Annotated in this window: 12 protein-coding genes; 10 read left to right on the forward strand and 2 right to left on the reverse strand. The window is 44.4% G+C overall.

Annotated features, from left to right (window positions below; all coding sequences use genetic code 11):
• Window positions 1-21: 21 nt before the first annotated feature.
• Both BMI76_RS06540 and BMI76_RS06545 read right to left on the reverse strand, forming a co-directional pair.
• Complete coding sequence (locus BMI76_RS06540; RefSeq protein ID WP_075346787.1) at window positions 22-987, reverse strand: LacI family DNA-binding transcriptional regulator; 966 nt, start codon at window positions 985-987, stop codon at window positions 22-24.
• Window positions 988-990: 3 nt separating this feature from the next.
• Window positions 991-2,430, reverse strand: coding sequence for a sucrose-6-phosphate hydrolase (locus BMI76_RS06545; protein ID WP_075346788.1), 1,440 nt, complete (start codon window positions 2,428-2,430; stop codon window positions 991-993).
• Between the two features lie 187 nt (window positions 2,431-2,617).
• Between BMI76_RS06545 and BMI76_RS06550 the strand changes: the two genes are divergently transcribed.
• From BMI76_RS06550 to BMI76_RS06595, 10 genes are all read left to right on the forward strand, one after another.
• Window positions 2,618-4,546, forward strand: a complete 1,929-nt coding sequence (locus tag BMI76_RS06550; protein ID WP_075346789.1) for a sucrose-specific PTS transporter subunit IIBC — start codon at window positions 2,618-2,620, stop codon at window positions 4,544-4,546.
• Between the two features lie 194 nt (window positions 4,547-4,740).
• Window positions 4,741-5,622 carry a fructokinase ScrK gene (gene scrK, locus BMI76_RS06555; protein ID WP_075346790.1) on the forward strand — a complete coding sequence of 294 codons (882 nt, stop codon included), beginning with the start codon at window positions 4,741-4,743 and terminating at the stop codon, window positions 5,620-5,622.
• 160 nt (window positions 5,623-5,782) lie between these two features.
• Entirely contained in the window at window positions 5,783-6,733 is a 951-nt protein-coding gene (gene manA, locus BMI76_RS06560) for a mannose-6-phosphate isomerase, class I (RefSeq protein WP_075346791.1), read from the forward strand.
• Window positions 6,734-7,090: 357 nt separating this feature from the next.
• Window positions 7,091-9,613 (forward strand): preprotein translocase subunit SecA, encoded by a 2,523-nt coding sequence (gene secA / locus BMI76_RS06565; RefSeq protein WP_075346792.1) that lies wholly within the window; start codon window positions 7,091-7,093, stop codon window positions 9,611-9,613.
• A gap of 17 nt (window positions 9,614-9,630) precedes the next feature.
• Window positions 9,631-10,662, forward strand: a complete 1,032-nt coding sequence (locus tag BMI76_RS06570) for a 3-deoxy-7-phosphoheptulonate synthase (RefSeq protein ID WP_075346793.1) — start codon at window positions 9,631-9,633, stop codon at window positions 10,660-10,662.
• A gap of 1 nt (window position 10,663) precedes the next feature.
• Complete coding sequence (locus tag BMI76_RS06575) at window positions 10,664-11,698, forward strand: 3-deoxy-7-phosphoheptulonate synthase (RefSeq protein ID WP_075346794.1); 1,035 nt, start codon at window positions 10,664-10,666, stop codon at window positions 11,696-11,698.
• A gap of 143 nt (window positions 11,699-11,841) precedes the next feature.
• Window positions 11,842-12,204, forward strand: coding sequence for a holo-ACP synthase (acpS, locus tag BMI76_RS06580; RefSeq protein WP_075346795.1), 363 nt, complete (start codon window positions 11,842-11,844; stop codon window positions 12,202-12,204).
• Window positions 12,194-13,321 carry an alanine racemase gene (gene alr / locus BMI76_RS06585; RefSeq protein WP_075346796.1) on the forward strand — a complete coding sequence of 376 codons (1,128 nt, stop codon included), beginning with the start codon at window positions 12,194-12,196 and terminating at the stop codon, window positions 13,319-13,321. Before acpS ends, alr begins: the two co-directional genes overlap by 11 nt.
• A gap of 179 nt (window positions 13,322-13,500) precedes the next feature.
• Window positions 13,501-15,516, forward strand: a complete 2,016-nt coding sequence (gene recG, locus BMI76_RS06590) for an ATP-dependent DNA helicase RecG (RefSeq protein ID WP_075346797.1) — start codon at window positions 13,501-13,503, stop codon at window positions 15,514-15,516.
• 268 nt (window positions 15,517-15,784) lie between these two features.
• Window positions 15,785-16,699, forward strand: coding sequence for an aldo/keto reductase family oxidoreductase (locus BMI76_RS06595; RefSeq protein ID WP_075346798.1), 915 nt, complete (start codon window positions 15,785-15,787; stop codon window positions 16,697-16,699).
• Window positions 16,700-16,825 lie beyond the last annotated feature (126 nt).

Raw genomic sequence — 16,825 nt, forward strand, 5'->3', positions numbered from 1 at the left:
AAGCTAAGGCTTTGTGAGTTTTTAAATGCTCCTGCCGGACAGCAGGGTTATAGGAAGTTTGTGCTCTTTTTCGGTTATGGTCTGTCCTGCAATTTTTTTAAGCAGCAGCTCAACGGTCAGCTGAGCGATATCGTGAATGGGTTGCTTAATGGTGGTCAGCTGCGGCAGATAGTTTTCAATGAAGGCAGTTCCGTCATAGCCGATTAACTTTAAGTCTCCAGGAATCTTAATCTCTAATTCATTGGCGACTTTCATCACCAGCATAGCTGTCAGGTCATCAGACGTGAAAATACCGTCCGGCTGAAAACGATCAAGAATATTTTTGATTTCCATTTCCTTGCGAACAGGAGAATAGTCGCTGGAAACGTTAATGAAATAAGAGTCAGGCAGGACAGAGCTAAAGCCTGTGCGGCGCAGGGCTGTCGGTGAGCAGCTGTCGTCATTGCCGGTAATCATGACAATTCGCTTGCAGCCAGCCTGCTCTAAAGTATGGGCAGCCAGAGCACCGCCTTGAAAATTGTCAGATGAAACAACAGGAATATTGGGAGAAAGATTGCGGTCGAAGGAAATAATAGGAGCAGTGACACGGTCGTAATCAGGAATTCCTAAATTATGGCTGCCGGAGATAATGCCATCCACCTGATTGGCTTCCAGCATTTCCAAGTATTCGCGTTCCTTGTCAGAATCGTGCTCGCTGTTGCAGATAATGGTCTTGTAGCCTTTGTCAAACAGCTCGCGCTCCAAATGTTCAATTAATTCAGCATAAAAGATATGGCTGATATTGGGGAAAATCAGGCCAACCAGCTTAGACGATTTTCCCTGCAGACTTCTGGCGAGATTATTGGGTTTATAGCCGAGTTCACGCATGGCCTCATTGACTTTTTGAATGGTTTTCTTTGAAAGATAGCCTTTGTTATTAATCACGCGGGAAACAGTAGTAGGACTGACACCCGCTAATTCTGCAACATCTGTTAATTTTGTAACCATAAGCTAATAGTTTAATTCAAAGTACTTACCGGTTGGCTGTCCTTCTTTGACAGCAATACCGTTCTGGTCTGCATGCGGGAAGACACGGCCTGTAAATACTTTTTCTCCCTTATTGATGAAAATTTCAAAAATTGATTTGTCGATGAAAATATTTGCAGTTGTAACTTCATTATCAATCGCACAGGAACGGGTTGTGCCGTATTCAAGAGCATACTGTTCCCCTGCCTGAGAGCGATCCAGCAGAATTTCGCCTTTTTTGGTATCGACAGTCACCGATAAGCCCTTGCCGTTTTGGTCAGCAAATAAAATAATTTCACTGCGGCTGTCCTTGTCAAAGGTCAGCTCCAGCTCATAAGTATTGTTGGTTGAACTCATATTGGTGAAGGCCTTTTCTTCCTGACGCAGGTCAGTAATGGCATCAACAGGATATTGGTACAATTTTCCGTCTTTAATCGTCAGTTCTTTGACCAGGCTCATGGCTCCTTGGTAATCATATTTGTCGGTTGGATATTCCACGTCCGGCAGTCCAATCCAGCTGATAGATAAGGCTCGGCCGTTAGGTGCGTTGAAGGCTTGGGTTGCATAGACTTCAAAGCCGTAATCCAAATTATGAATCTCAGAAGGGTTGATGAGGGCAGCTTTTTCTGTGTCAAACGTTTGACCTATTTTATACATGTTTGGATAAATATTGTCATAGCTAATGACCTTTTTGTCCAGCCCCTGAGGACAGTAAAGAAGAACCGGCTGGTCATCTACAAAAACCAGATTAGGGCATTCAATCATGTAAGAGGTGGCATCATTGTCAAAGTCCAAATCTCCGACAAAAGTCCATTCTTTATAACTGTTGTTCAGAGCCTTATAAAGTTTGATAAATCCTTTTTTATCAAGGCTTTGCGCGCCGATAATAGCGTAGTAGTCGCCTTTGTAGAAGAAAATCTGCGGATCGCGGAAATGTTCAGTCACATCATCTGGCTTAGCAATCAGTGTTTGAGGGACTTTTTCTAAATGTCCGCTGCTGTCGAGTAAACCGCCGTTTTGATAGGTATGCCGCACCCAGTTTTCATCGCGGACATTGCCTGTATAAAAGATGAACAGCTTATCGCCAAACTGCATGGCAGAACCTGAGTACATCCCGTGGCTGTCCAAGGATGTATCCGGATATAAAATCGTTCCTGTCTCTTTAAAATGGATTAAGTCGGTTGACTCTGTCTGTACCCAGGACTTGAGACCGTGAGCAGCACCAAATGGGAAATACTGGTAAAAGAGCTGCCATTTTCCTTTGAAGTAGGAGAAGCCATTGGGATCATTGAGAAGACCGTAGGCCGGTTCAACATGAAATACTGTATGCCAGGGAGAGCTGGCAGCGTTTTCTTTAATTTTCTGAACCTCTTCCTCTGTCCATTTATCATAAGGTTTGTACTTTTGTTCAGTTGTTAATGACATAGTGCCTCCATCGTATAATTCTATATTATATACTAGACGTTTTCTTCTTAAAAATCAATATTTTACTGCAAAAAGTGACTTTTTTATGTAAAACGATTGACATATTATGAAAAAATGATAAAATATAAAGCGTGGAAAGTAAAAAAACGCTTTCAAAAATCAAAAAAATTAAAGGAGTTTTTTGCAAATGGATAACACACAAATTGCAAAAGAGGTTATTGCAGCCGTTGGCGGCCGTGATAACGTAAAAAGTGTCGCCCACTGTGCAACACGTCTCCGCGTTATGGTTGTTGATGAAGGAAAAATCGATAAAAGTAAGGCGGAAAGCATTGACAAGGTTAAAGGAGCCTTCTTTAACGCCGGTCAGTATCAAATCATTTTTGGTACCGGAACAGTTAATAAAATTTATGAAGAAGTCGTTGCTTTGGGCCTTCCTGCCTCATCAACAGGCGATCAAAAAGAAGAAGCTGCAAAACAAGGGAATGCTTTTCAGCGTGCTGTCCGTACCTTTGGTGATGTCTTTGTACCGCTGCTTCCGGCAATCGTAGCAACCGGTCTTTTCATGGGGATTCGCGGTGCCATCAATAATGACACTATTCTCGGACTGTTTGGAACGACTTCGAAAGCCTTCTCTGCTTCCAACTTTTACACCTACACGGTTGTCTTAACGGATACGGCCTTTGCCTTCTTCCCAGCCTTGATTTCTTGGTCAGCCTTCCGCGTTTTCGGAGGAAATCCGGTTATTGGTTTGGTTCTAGGGCTTATGATGGTTAACTCCGCTCTTCCAAATGCTTGGGATGTAGCTTCCGGCGCTGCTAAACCGATTTATTTCTTCGGTTTTGTTCCGGTTGTTGGTTATCAAAATTCAGTTCTTCCGGCTTTCTTTGTTGGTCTGCTGGGTGCTAAATTTGAAAAATGGCTGCATAAGAGAGTCCCGGATGTCTTGGATCTGCTCTTAGTGCCTTTCCTGACATTTACCGTAATGTCTATTCTTGCCCTCTTTGTTATCGGTCCGGTATTCCACACTGTGGAAGATTACGTTTTAGCCGCAACAAAATTCCTTTTAGAATTGCCTCTCGGTCTGTCAGGGCTGATTCTTGGCGGTCTTCACCAAGTTATCGTCGTTACCGGTGTTCACCACATCTTCAACCTTCTTGAATCTCAATTAATTGCTGCTGATGGAAAAGATCCGTTTAACGCTATTATTACTGCAGCCATGACTGCTCAAGCCGGTGCAACACTGGCGGTTGGTGTTAAAACTAAATCAGCTAAACTTAAAGCGCTCGCCTTTCCGGCTGCCCTTTCTGCAGGACTGGGAATCACAGAACCAGCTATTTTCGGTGTGAACTTGCGCTTTGGTAAACCATTTGTAATGGGGCTTGTTGCTGGTGCTGCCGGCGGTTGGTTAGCTTCTATCCTTAATCTTGCCGGTACTGGTTTTGGTATTACCATTATTCCAGGAACGCTCCTTTATTTAAACGGTCAAGTCTTTAAATACATTATCATGGTACTTGCGACAACAGCCCTCGGCTTCACTTTGACTTACATGTTTGGTTATAATGATGAGGAAACTGCTGAGGAAGCCGCTGATACAGCTGCGCTTGCTGAAGAAGAAAAAACTGGTCAAGTCGCTGAAGCAGCTCCAGCAACTGCAGAAGTCACAGACGAAATTCTGGCAGCTCCTCTTGCAGGCCAAGTCGTAGACCTTAAGTCTGTAAATGATCCCGTTTTCTCCAGCGAAGCTATGGGTAAAGGTGTCGCTGTTAAACCTAGCGGCAACACGGTCTATGCACCGGTTGACGGTACCATTCAAATCGCATTTGACACAGGTCATGCCTACGGTATTAAATCTGATAAGGGTGCAGAAATTCTGATTCATATCGGTATTGATACAGTATCTATGAATGGTGATGGCTTTGACCAAAAGGTAAAAGCTGATCAAAAAGTTAAAAAAGGCGATGTTCTGGGAACATTTGACAGTGCGAAGATCGCACAGGCCGGTCTTGATGATACAACAATGTTTATCATTACTAACACAGCAGATTATGCATCAGTTTCACCTGTTTCTTCAGGAACAGTAGAAGTTGGCGACGACTTGCTGGAAGTTAAAAAATAACAGCTTTTGCTGGGGTTAGTAGACATATACTAGCCTCAGCCTTTTATTTTTATTCTGCCGGATTAAAAGCAGAATTCTTTCTCAGCAGTTCCTTTAATTATGGTATAATGAAAAAAAGTAGTTCTTCCTGGAATTGTGCTTTTGCAAGCAGGGGCAGCTACTGGTATTGAAGCAAAAAAGATTCGAGGTTTACTATGTCTAAATTATATGGCAGCGTGGAAGCTGGCGGAACAAAATTTGTCTGTGCAGTTGGCGATGAACAGTTTCAGATTGTTGAAAAGGTTCAGTTTCCAACAACAACTCCCTATGAAACAATTGAAAAGACTGTTGACTTTTTCAAACGATTCGAAGCTGATTTGGCCAGTGTAGCAATCGGTTCTTTTGGACCTATTGATATTGATCCTAATTCAGAAACCTACGGTTATATTACGTCAACCCCTAAACCTAATTGGGCTAATGTTGACTTGGTAGGTTTGATGTCCAAAGATTTTAAGATTCCTTTTTACTTTACAACGGATGTAAATTCTTCAGCCTACGGTGAAACCATTGCCCGTCCTAAAGCGAAAAGCTTAGTCTACTATACAATCGGTACCGGTATCGGAGCGGGAGCTATTCAAAACGGTGAGTTCATTGGCGGTGTTGGCCACACGGAAGCAGGGCATACTTATCTGGCCCTCCATCCAAGCGATGCAGCCAACGATTTTTACGGAACCTGTCCTTTCCATAAGGGCTGTCTGGAAGGCTTGGCAGCAGGTCCCAGCCTTGAAGCCAGAACTGGTATTCGCGGGGAGCTGATTGAGCAAAATTCTGATGTTTGGGATATTCAAGCTTATTATATTGCTCAGGCAGCTATTCAGGCGACGGTTCTTTACCGTCCGCAGGTTATCGTTTTTGGCGGCGGGGTCATGGCCCAGGAGCATATGCTGCGCCGGGTTCGTGAAAAATTCACCTCATTGCTTAATGACTACCTTCCTGTACCGGATGTCAAAGACTACATTGTTACGCCGGCAGTTGCTGAAAATGGCTCTGCTACACTGGGGAATTTTGCTCTGGCGAAAAAAATTTCAGAACGCTGATATCTTTCAAAAAAAGAGGCGGCTGATAGACAGCTCTGCCTGCTTAGTTACTTTTGTGACGCAGGGCGAACTTGGGTCTTTAGACCAAGCAAGTTCGCCCTGCGTCTTTTTCTTTTGCTAAAATGTGATATAATGAGAAAAAATGACAGGAGAACATGTAATGGCAGAACCTTTATTTTTACAATCACAAATGCATGAAAAAATCTGGGGCGGCAATCGTTTGAAAACAGAATTTGCTTATGACATTCCCAGCGAAACAACCGGTGAATATTGGGCAATCTCAGCTCATCCTAACGGAGTTTCTCTTGTCACAAACGGTCTTTATCAAGGAACTGCGCTTGATAAACTCTACGCCGAACACAGAGAATTGTTTGGGCAGAGCAAGAGTCCTGTTTTTCCGCTCCTGACGAAGATTTTAGATGCTAACGATTGGCTGAGTGTTCAGGTTCACCCGGATGATCAATATGCTTTGGAGCATGAAGGAGAATTGGGAAAGACCGAGTGCTGGTATGTTATTTCTGCTGATGAAGGGGCTGAAATCATTTACGGTCATAATGCTCAGTCAAAAGCTGAGCTGCGGGATTTGATCGCGTCAGAAGACTGGGATCAGCTTCTGACGCGCATTCCGGTTAAAGCCGGAGATTTCTTTTATGTTCCCAGCGGTACCATGCATGCGATTGGCAAGGGAATTATGATTTTGGAGACCCAGCAGTCCAGTGACACGACTTACCGCGTTTATGATTTTGACCGCAGGGATAGCCAAGGACAAAAGCGGGAACTGCATATTGAGGCATCCATTGATGTTTTGAATATTGGAGCCCCTGCTAATTCAACCCCTGTCAGTCTGGCTTTAGAAGGAATAAAGACCACTCTTTTGGTTTCCAGTTCTTTCTTTGCTGTTTATAAGTGGGAAATAGACGGTTCTGTCAGGATGCGGCAGACTGCTCCCTATCTCTTGCTCAGTGTACTGGCCGGAGAGGGCAGCATCACTGTCGACGAAAAAAACTACCCTCTTAAAAAGGGAGACCACTTTATCCTTCCAAGTGATGTCAAAGCCTGGGAATTTACAGGAAATCTGACAATAATTGCCAGCCACCCTAATGAGCGCTGACATGAGAAATCTGCTCCTTGCCAAGGAGCAGATTTTTAAATGAACTGCTGCCGACAGTAAAAGATCGAATTGGATTGAACGGTTTAGCCGCCTGATTGAGGAACAGACTTTCTTGGCACAGCAGCTAAGGCAAAATTTTCGTCGGTCGGTCAAGGCTGGCTGTAGAGCTTGATTGCTGGAAGCCTGCATTTTACAGCTGCATTTTAGGCTGCAAATAGGAGCGTGAAAGCCGGCTTTGGTGGTGAAAGTAACTCCAATTTTCACTCTTTTGTTTGGCTTAAACGGCTCATAGGAATTCTTGAATAAGAGCGGTATTTATGATAAAATAGAGCGATAATACTATCGAAAGGAAGCAAGATGGCAAATATTCTACGCACTATCATTGAGAATGATAAAGGCGAAGTAAGAAAATTAGCAAAAATAGCAAAAAAAGTTGAAAGTTATGCTGATGAAATGGAGACCCTGGCAGATGAGGAACTCCAAGCTAAAACGGAAGAATTTAAGCAGCGCTATCAAAATGGCGAATCCTTGGATGACCTTCTTCCTGAGGCTTTTGCTGTTGTTCGTGAAGCTTCAAAGCGTGTTTTAGGTCTTTATCCTTATCACGTTCAAATTATGGGCGGGGTGGTTCTTCACCACGGCGATATTCCTGAAATGAAGACCGGTGAAGGGAAAACCCTGACAGCAACCATGCCTGTTTACCTCAACGCACTTGCCGGTGAAGGCGTGCATGTTGTCACAGTCAATGAATACTTGGCAACGCGTGATGCTACTGAAATGGGTGAGCTTTATTCATGGCTGGGACTGTCTGTCGGAATCAATCTGGCAGCCAAATCATCATCAGAAAAGCGTGACGCCTACAATTGTGATATTACTTATTCGACCAACGCTGAGATCGGTTTTGATTACCTGCGTGATAATATGGTGGTTCGCAAGGAAAATATGGTACAGCGGCCGCTTAATTTTGCACTTGTGGATGAGGTTGACTCCGTTTTGATTGACGAAGCCAGAACGCCGCTTATTGTTTCAGGGCCTGTCAGCACAGAAACCAACCAGCTCTATTACCGTGCAGACAGTTTTGTAAAGACGCTGACAGAAGATGATTATGCTATCGATACGCCGACGAAAACCATCGGTCTTAAGGACTCTGGGATTGATAAGGCAGAGGCCTATTTCCATCTGGACAATCTCTACGATATTGAAAATGTCGCTCTGACTCACTATATTGATAATGCTCTGCGTGCCAACTACATCATGCTGCTTGATATTGACTATGTGGTCAGTGAGGATCAGGAAATTCTGATTGTTGACCAATTTACCGGGCGGACAATGGAAGGACGCCGTTTTTCTGACGGACTTCATCAGGCGATTGAAGCCAAAGAAGGCGTGTCAATTCAGGATGAATCAAAGACCAGTGCCTCTATCACCTACCAAAACATGTTTCGGATGTACAAGAAGCTGGCCGGTATGACCGGTACTGCTAAGACGGAAGAAGAGGAATTCCGCGAAATCTATAACATGCGTGTCATTCCGATTCCGACTAACCGTCCGGTAGCTCGTATTGATCATCAGGATTTGCTCTACCCGACGCTTGAGTCTAAGTTTAAGGCCGTTATTGCTGATGTGAAGGCCCGCCATGAGAAAGGTCAGCCGGTTTTGGTCGGTACTGTTGCGGTTGAAACCTCAGACCTTATTTCAAAAATGCTGACTCAGGCAGGCATTCCTCATGAGGTTCTCAATGCCAAAAATCACTTTAAAGAAGCTCAGATTATTATGAATGCCGGTCAGCGCGGTGCTGTTACTATTGCGACCAATATGGCCGGGCGCGGAACAGATATTAAGCTTGGTGAAGGTGTACGTGAACTCGGAGGTCTTTGTGTTATCGGTACAGAACGTCACGAAAGCCGCCGGATTGATAATCAGCTGCGCGGACGTTCGGGACGTCAGGGAGATCCCGGTGAATCCCAGTTTTATCTGTCGCTTGAAGATGAATTGATGCGCCGCTTTGGTTCGGAACGCATCAAGGCTCTTCTCGACCGCTTCATTGAAGAAGACAGCGATGTGGTTATTAAATCGCGTATGCTGACCAATCAGGTTGAATCTGCTCAAAAGCGGGTTGAAGGTAACAATTATGACACACGGAAACAAGTCCTCCAGTACGATGACGTTATGCGTGAACAGCGTGAGATTATCTATGCTGAACGTTACGATGTCATCACTGCTGAGAGAGACCTTGGCCCAGAAATCAAGGCCATGATTAAGCGGACAATTGAGCGCACAGTGGAGTCTCACAGCCGCTTGGACCGCAAGGAAAGTCTCGAGGCTATTCTTAATTTCGCTAAAACCAATCTGCTGCCCGAAGATTCGATCAGCCTACACGATATCGAAGATCTGAAGTATGATGATATTAAGGATTTGCTCTATGATGCTGCCTTAAAAAATTATGACCGTCAGATTGCCAAACTTCGCGATGAAGAAGCGGTCCGGGAATTCCAAAAGGTGCTTATCCTAATGGTCGTTGACAATAAGTGGACCGACCATATCGATGCCTTGGATCAGCTCAGAAGTTCGGTCGGTTTGCGCGGCTATGCACAGAACAATCCTATCGTTGAATACCAGTCAGAAGGCTTTAGAATGTTCCAGGATATGATTGGTGCTATTGAATTTGATGTGACCCGTACGATGATGAAAGCACAAATTCATGAACAGGAACGTGAAAAAGAGGCTGAAAGCAGAACAACTGCCCAACAAAATATTTCAGCCCAGTCTGGAACAGCGGCTCAGCAAGACCCTGTTTTTAAAGGTGTCGGCCGCAATGATAAGTGTCCGTGCGGTTCGGGCAAGAAGTTTAAGAATTGCCATGGCCGCAAGCGATTCTAAAAAGGGGGAGAACAACAATGTCTTTTAAAGCAACCAGTGATAAAATTAATGTTGAAGAAGTCCGCAGCCTGTCACAATTGACAGGCGACGCTTTGGACAAAAAAGAAGCTCGCGACCGTGAGCTGGAAGCAATTATTAAGGGAGAAGATGACCGCCTGCTTTTAATTATCGGTCCCTGCTCCTCGGATAATGAAGAAGCCGTCCTTGAGTATGCTAAGCGCTTAGCAAAGCTGCAGGAAGAAGTCAAGGATCGTGTGTTCATGGTTATGCGCGTCTATACGGCTAAACCGCGCACCAACGGTGACGGCTATAAGGGAATGGTGCATCAGCCTAATACAGAAGAAGCACCGAGCCTGATTAACGGGATTATGGCTGTTCGCAACCTCCATTACCGGGTCATTACAGAAACAGGGCTGACAACAGCAGATGAAATGCTTTATCCCGAAAACCTGCCTTTGATTGAGGATTTGGTGTCTTATATAGCTGTCGGTGCCCGCTCGGTTGAGGATCAGCAGCACCGCTTTGTGGCTTCCGGAATTGATGTTCCGACAGGAATGAAAAATCCAACATCCGGTAACCTGAATATTATGTTTAATGGTATTTATGCGGCTCAAAATAAACAGTCTTTCCTCTTTAATGGAGAAGAAGTCGAAACCAGCGGCAATCCTTTGGCCCATGCTATTTTGCGCGGCGGTGTTAATGAATACGGCAAAAATATTCCAAATTACTACTACGACAACGTTTTAGATACCATCGAACAGTATGAAAACATGGGACTGGAAAATCCTTTCATCGTTATCGATACCAACCACGACAATTCAGGAAAACAATATTTGGAGCAGGTCAGAATTGTTCGCCAGACCCTTATCAACCGTGATTGGAATGACAAGATTAACAAATACGTCCGCGGCTTTATGATCGAGTCTTACTTAGAAGACGGGCGTCAAAACGAACCGGAAGTCTTCGGAAAATCAATCACAGATCCATGTCTGGGCTGGGACAACACTGAACAATTAGTTCACGAAATTTACGATACTTTGGGAAAATAAAATGGGCATTCATCAAAAAAGCACAACCATAGATATTTCTAAAATCAAAGCAGATACGCAGCTAAAAGATGGGGATTTAGCCAGAAAACAGGCGCGTGACGCTGAACTGGCTAAGATTATCAAAGGTGAAGATGACCGTATTCTTTTGGTCATGGGGCCTTGTTCATCGGACAATGAAGAAGCGGTGCTGGAATATGCACATCGTTTGGCAAAGCTTCAAGAAGAAGTAAAAGATCATATCTTTATTGTCATGCGTGTCTATACAGCTAAGCCTCGGACGAACGGTGACGGCTACAAGGGGCTTATCCATCAGCCTAACAGCTCTAAGCTGCCGGATCTTATCAATGGCATTCATGCAGTCCGCAATCTTCACTACCGTGTCATTACTGAGACAGGGCTGACAACGGCTGATGAGATGCTTTATCCGTCCAATCTTGTCTTAGTTGATGATTTGGTTTCCTACCATGCTGTCGGTGCCCGTTCGGTTGAAGACCAGGAACATCGTTTTGTAGCTTCAGGGATTGATGTTCCGACAGGAATGAAAAATCCGACCTCCGGCAATCTCAAGGTGATGCTGAATGCTATTCACGCAGCTCAGAGTTCGCAGAATTTTATTTACAATGGTGCTGAGGTAGAAACCGATGGCAATCCTTTAGCTCATGTCATCCTGCGCGGCGGCAGCAATGAACATGGTGAATACGAGCCTAATTATTACTATGACATTCTCTTAAAACTGATTGACCAGTATGAAGATATGGGACTGTCCTATCCTTTCATTGTCATTGATACCAATCATGATAATTCAGGGAAAAACTATTTGGAACAGGTGCGGATTGTTCGCCACACGCTTATCAACCGTGATTGGAATGACAAGATTAACAAATATGTCCGCGGCTTTATGATTGAGTCTTATTTAGAAGACGGCCGTCAGGACGAACCGGAAGTTTTCGGAAAATCGATCACGGATCCGTGTCTGGGCTGGGACAACACCGAACAATTGGTACATGAGATTTATGATACCTTGAAAGACAGTTAAGCGGATTATCTGATCTCAGGCAGATCTGGTGCTAAAATTTTACTGAAAAAAGCAGGGAGCTGTCAGCATTTATCCTGCCAAATGTTAAGTTTGATAACGATAAGAGATTGAGACCCTGTCCCAGTCTCTTTTAGAAAGATATTATGATAGTAGGACACGGAATTGATTTGCAAGAGATAGGTGCTGTTCAGAAGGCCTATCAAAAAAACAGCCGTTTTGCTGATAAGGTGCTGACGGCTAAAGAGCTGGAAATATTTTCAACCCTTGCTGAGAAACGAAAGATTGAATACTTGGCCGGACGCTGGGCTGCCAAAGAGGCTTTTTCAAAAGCCTATGGCAGCGGTATCGGCAGTTTGCGCTTTCAGGATTTGGAAATTTTATCTAATGACAAAGGAGCGCCCATCTTTACCAAGGCGCCTTTTTCCGGAAATATCTTTATCAGTATCTCTCATTCGGGGAACTTCGTTGAAGCCAGTGTTATTTTGGAGGAGAATCATGATTGCTAGTTATCATCGTCCAACAACCGCACATATTCATCTGGACCGCATTGCTTCTAATATCAAACAGGTACAAAGCCACATCAGCAAAGACATTAAAACATTTGCCGTTGTCAAGGCCAATGCTTACGGTCACGGTGCCGTGCCAGTGGCGAAGGCCATTCAAAATCAGGTAGATGGTTTTTGTGTGTCTAATTTAGACGAGGCACTTGAACTGCGTCGGGCCGGTTTGAAAGATTTCGTTCTGATTTTAGGGGTTATTCTGCCTGATGAAGCAGCTTTAGCCAAAGAGGAAGGCATTACACTTACAGTTGCTGATCTGGAGTGGCTGCAGGAGGCTAAGGCTAAAAAAATTGATTTAAAGGGCCTGTCAGTGCACGTTAAGGTTGACTCCGGTATGGGCAGAATCGGTGTCAGAAATCTGACAGAAGCTAATCAGCTTATTGCCGGTTTGCAGGAAGCAGGAGCAGCAGTTGAAGGGATTTTCACCCATTTTGCAACAGCTGACGAAGCTTCCGATGTTAAATTTAAGCAGCAGCTGCAAAAATTTGAAGGAATCGTTGAACACTTGGACAGCAGGCCGCCAATTGTCCACTCCTCCAATTCGGCTGCCAGCATTTGGCACAGTGACACGGTTATGAATGCCGTCCGCTTAGGAGTTGTGATGTACGGCTTAAATCCAAGCGGTCAGGCGCTTGAGCTGCCTTATCCTCTCCAACCGGCACTGGACTTGACATCACTCTTGGTTCAGGTCAAAGAGGTAAATGCCGGAGACACCATTGGTTATGGTGCCACCTATACGGCTGATCAAGGTGAAATCATCGGAACAGTGCCTATCGGCTACGCCGATGGCTGGACAAGAAATTTGCAAGGCTTTAAAGTGTTGGTAGACGGTCAGTATTGTGAGATTGTCGGACGTGTGTCCATGGATCAAATTACCATTCGTCTGCCTAAGCGCTATCCGCTAGGAACAAAAGTTACTCTGATCGGTCAAGACGGGAGTAAGAGTATTTCGGCGACTGATGTTGCTGACAAAAAAGGAACAATTAATTATGAAGTTCTTTGCCTCATCAGCGACCGTGTTCCCAGAAAATATCAGCCACAATCCGGCAATGCAGCTAATTAGCTTGCAGCGCTAAGACTGCTATAGTACGTGAATAAAAAGGCTTGGGAGGACACAGACTGAATGCTATACAGTCACAGGTGTGCTCCCGCTTTTTATGGCTTATTTAAGAGTTGCTTTACAGCCTGTCGAAAGTCCGCTGCTTTTGATATAATGGTAAAAAAGTTAGTAGAGGGGTGCTTATGGACTTACAATCATCAATTGCAGTTTTAAAGGGTTTAGGTCCTAAGTCTGCAGAAAAATTCCACAAATTAGACATCTATACAATCGAAGATCTGCTGCTCTATTATCCTTTTCGCTATGAAGATTTTAAGACCAAGTCTGTTTTTGACTTGTTGGATGGTGAAAAGGCTGTTGTCACCGGAACGGTCGTGACCCCGCCAAACGTTCAGTATTATGGCTTCAAACGCAACCGCCTGTCTTTTAAAATCAAGCAGGGAGAGGCTGTCATTGCTGTGTCTTTTTTCAATCAGCCCTATTTGCAGGATAAGGTGGAAGTTGATCAGGAAATTGCCATTTTTGGCAAATGGAATCAGGCCAAGTCTTCTTTGACAGGCATTAAAATTTTAGTTCAGGCAGCTGATGACATGCAGCCTGTTTACCATGTTGCCCAAGGCATCTCGCAGGCTGCGCTTGTCAAGGCCATCAAATCGGCTTTTGACTCAGGTTGTGCAGACAGTCTGCCGGAAAATCTTCCGCAGGTTTTGCTGGATAAGTACCGTCTATTGGACAGAAAGACGGCGACACGGGCCATGCATTTCCCTAAAGATTTGGCAGAGTACCGTCAGGCGCTTCGGCGTATTAAATTTGAAGAGCTCTTTTATTTTCAGCTGGATCTGCAGATTCTAAAAGCCGATAATAAGGCAGAGTCAAATGGTTTAGCGATAGCTTATGACAGAACAAAAATAGCCCGAAAAATTGCGGAACTGCCCTTTCCTTTGACAGGTGCTCAACAACGCAGCTTGGAAGAGATACTGGCAGATATGGCCTCCGGAGCTCATATGAACCGTCTTTTACAAGGAGATGTTGGCTCCGGCAAGACTGTTGTCGCCGGTCTTGCCATGTATGCAGCCTATACAGCTGGCATGCAGTCGGCTTTGATGGTGCCAACGGAAATTTTAGCAGAACAGCACTATGACAGTCTGAATACCCTGTTTCCTGAATTATCCATTGCCTTGCTGACCTCGGGCATGAAGGCAGCTGTCAAACGCTCAGCTCTAGCAGCTATTGCCAATGGCTCTGTTGATATGATTGTCGGAACACACGCCTTAATACAAGAAGGAGTTGACTATCATAAGCTAGGCTTGGTCATTACCGACGAACAGCACCGCTTTGGAGTCAAGCAAAGGCGTCTTTTCCGCGAAAAGGGAGAGAATCCTGATGTCCTCATGATGACTGCCACGCCCATTCCCAGGACACTGGCCATCACCGCTTTTGGGGAAATGGATGTCTCTGTTATTGATGAGCTGCCAAAGGGGCGTAAGCCCGTTAAGACACGCTGGGTCAAGCATGAACAGCTGGATAAGGTTCTGTCTTGGGTCAAAGATCAGATTGAAAAAGGGGCACAGGTTTATGTTGTTTCTCCTTTGATTGAAGAGTCTGAAAGTCTTGATTTAAAAAATGCCAGTGCCTTAGAAAAAGAATTAAAAGATTATTTTGCCCATACTGCCAGCGTTGCTCTCATGCACGGCCGCATGAAAAACGACGAAAAAGATGCCATCATGCAGGAATTTAAAAAAGGCGCTGTTGATATTTTGGTATCAACAACAGTCATCGAAGTCGGTGTCAATGTACCCAATGCCACCATCATGATTATTATGGATGCAGACCGCTTTGGTCTCAGTCAGCTGCATCAGCTGCGCGGGCGTGTCGGCCGCGGCGATAAGCAGTCCTATGCTATTTTAGTGGCTAATCCAAAAACAGATGCCGGAAAGGATCGCATGCGGATTATGACTGAAACGACAGATGGCTTTCTTCTGGCAGAAGAAGATTTAAAAATGCGCGGTTCCGGAGAAATTTTCGGCACCCGTCAATCAGGAATTCCGGAATTTCAGGTGGCTGACATCGTAGAGGACTACAATATTCTGGAAGAAGCCCGCCGCCTTGCAGCAGAAATTGTCCGTGACAAAGACTGGCAGCAAGACAAACGCTGGGCAGTTCTCGTTCAAAATCTTAGACAAAAGGAGATTTTGGATTGAGATATGAACAATAAAAATGCGCTGTATCATCTTTTGAAACAATTAGAAAGGCAAGTGCATGTGACTTGATCAAAGCTGCATGCACTTGTCTTTTTGTATTGAGAAAAGTAAAACGAGAGGGGACAGAAATCGGTCATTTTTATTCCCAACTCCTGCATCAAGGAGTTAGGATTAAGGCCATGAAGCACTTCTTGTCAGAGGTCTATTTTAAAAGCAAACGCTTACATAAAATGTTATAATAAAGACAAAAGAAAAAAGGAGATCGTCTATGCTACAAAAGATTGGACAAACAGATATGATTGGGTCGCGCATTGCTCTAGGGTGTATGCGCATGGCAGCGCTAGAAATAAAGGATGCTGAGCAAGTTCTTAAGTCAGCTCTTGAACAAGGCATAAACTTTTTTGATCATGCCGATATTTACGGTGGCGGTGAATCTGAAAAACGCTTTGCAGCAGCAGTCAGGAATCTCGGTATTGAGCGAGAACAGCTGATTTTGCAGTCAAAATGCGGTATTCAAAAAGGGTATTTTGATTTTTCCAAAGATCATATCGTAACTGCTGTAGATGGGATTTTACAGCGGTTAAACACGGATTATCTGGATTTTCTGCTGTTACACCGGCCGGACGTTCTCATGGAACCTGACGAAGTAGCAGAAGCTTTCATGCAACTGAAGGCGGCTGGTAAAGTCAAGCATTTTGGTGTCAGCAATCAGAATCGCTACCAAATGGAACTGCTGGCTGCTTATTTAGAAGAACCTTTAGCTGTCAATCAGCTGCAGCTCTCACCTGCTCATACTCCGCTGTTTGATGCAGGCTTAAATGTTAATATGAAAAACAGCGCAGCCATTGATCGTGATAGTGGAACGGTTGATTACTGCCGGTTGCATCAGGTCACGATTCAGGCTTGGTCACCTTTTCAAATTGATCTGGCCAGCGGTTTGTTTTCAGAAAATCCTGACTATCAGGATCTCAATCTGACTATTGCTAAATATGCTCAGCAATACAGTGTTTCTGCAGAAGCAATCGTTATTGCCTGGATACTGCGCCACCCAGCCAAAATGCAGGCTGTTATCGGTTCTATGAATCCAAAGCGTATTGAAAAAATTGCCGCTGCTTACAGGGTGAATTTAACCCGTCCAGAATGGTATGATATCTATCTTAGTGCTGGTAACAGCCTGCCTTAGCAGATAGAATTTTAGCTAAAGAGGACTGAGTGTCAAAAAACAAAAGGAGAGATTTTGCCATTTCTCCTTTTTGAGTACAGCAAAGTTATAAGTGTCATCCTTTAAAGTTAAGAATATTGATAATGA

This window comes from Streptococcus sp. 'caviae' (assembly GCF_001937065.1).
In the GTDB taxonomy this organism is placed as follows: domain Bacteria; phylum Bacillota; class Bacilli; order Lactobacillales; family Streptococcaceae; genus Streptococcus.

What these genes read in the sequence shown, in the direction of transcription:
- BMI76_RS06545 (WP_075346788.1), bottom strand. Translation starts at nt 2,430, where the DNA reads ATGTCATTAACAACTGAACAAAAGTACAAACCTTATGATAAATGGACA.
- BMI76_RS06550 (WP_075346789.1), top strand. Translation starts at nt 2,618, where the DNA reads ATGGATAACACACAAATTGCAAAAGAGGTTATTGCAGCCGTTGGCGGC.
- BMI76_RS06575 (WP_075346794.1), top strand. Translation starts at nt 10,664, where the DNA reads ATGGGCATTCATCAAAAAAGCACAACCATAGATATTTCTAAAATCAAA.
- recG (WP_075346797.1), top strand. Translation starts at nt 13,501, where the DNA reads ATGGACTTACAATCATCAATTGCAGTTTTAAAGGGTTTAGGTCCTAAG.
- BMI76_RS06595 (WP_075346798.1), top strand. Translation starts at nt 15,785, where the DNA reads ATGCTACAAAAGATTGGACAAACAGATATGATTGGGTCGCGCATTGCT.
- secA (WP_075346792.1), top strand. Translation starts at nt 7,091, where the DNA reads ATGGCAAATATTCTACGCACTATCATTGAGAATGATAAAGGCGAAGTA.
- scrK (WP_075346790.1), top strand. Translation starts at nt 4,741, where the DNA reads ATGTCTAAATTATATGGCAGCGTGGAAGCTGGCGGAACAAAATTTGTC.
- manA (WP_075346791.1), top strand. Translation starts at nt 5,783, where the DNA reads ATGGCAGAACCTTTATTTTTACAATCACAAATGCATGAAAAAATCTGG.
- BMI76_RS06540 (WP_075346787.1), bottom strand. Translation starts at nt 987, where the DNA reads ATGGTTACAAAATTAACAGATGTTGCAGAATTAGCGGGTGTCAGTCCT.
- BMI76_RS06570 (WP_075346793.1), top strand. Translation starts at nt 9,631, where the DNA reads ATGTCTTTTAAAGCAACCAGTGATAAAATTAATGTTGAAGAAGTCCGC.
- acpS (WP_075346795.1), top strand. Translation starts at nt 11,842, where the DNA reads ATGATAGTAGGACACGGAATTGATTTGCAAGAGATAGGTGCTGTTCAG.
- alr (WP_075346796.1), top strand. Translation starts at nt 12,194, where the DNA reads ATGATTGCTAGTTATCATCGTCCAACAACCGCACATATTCATCTGGAC.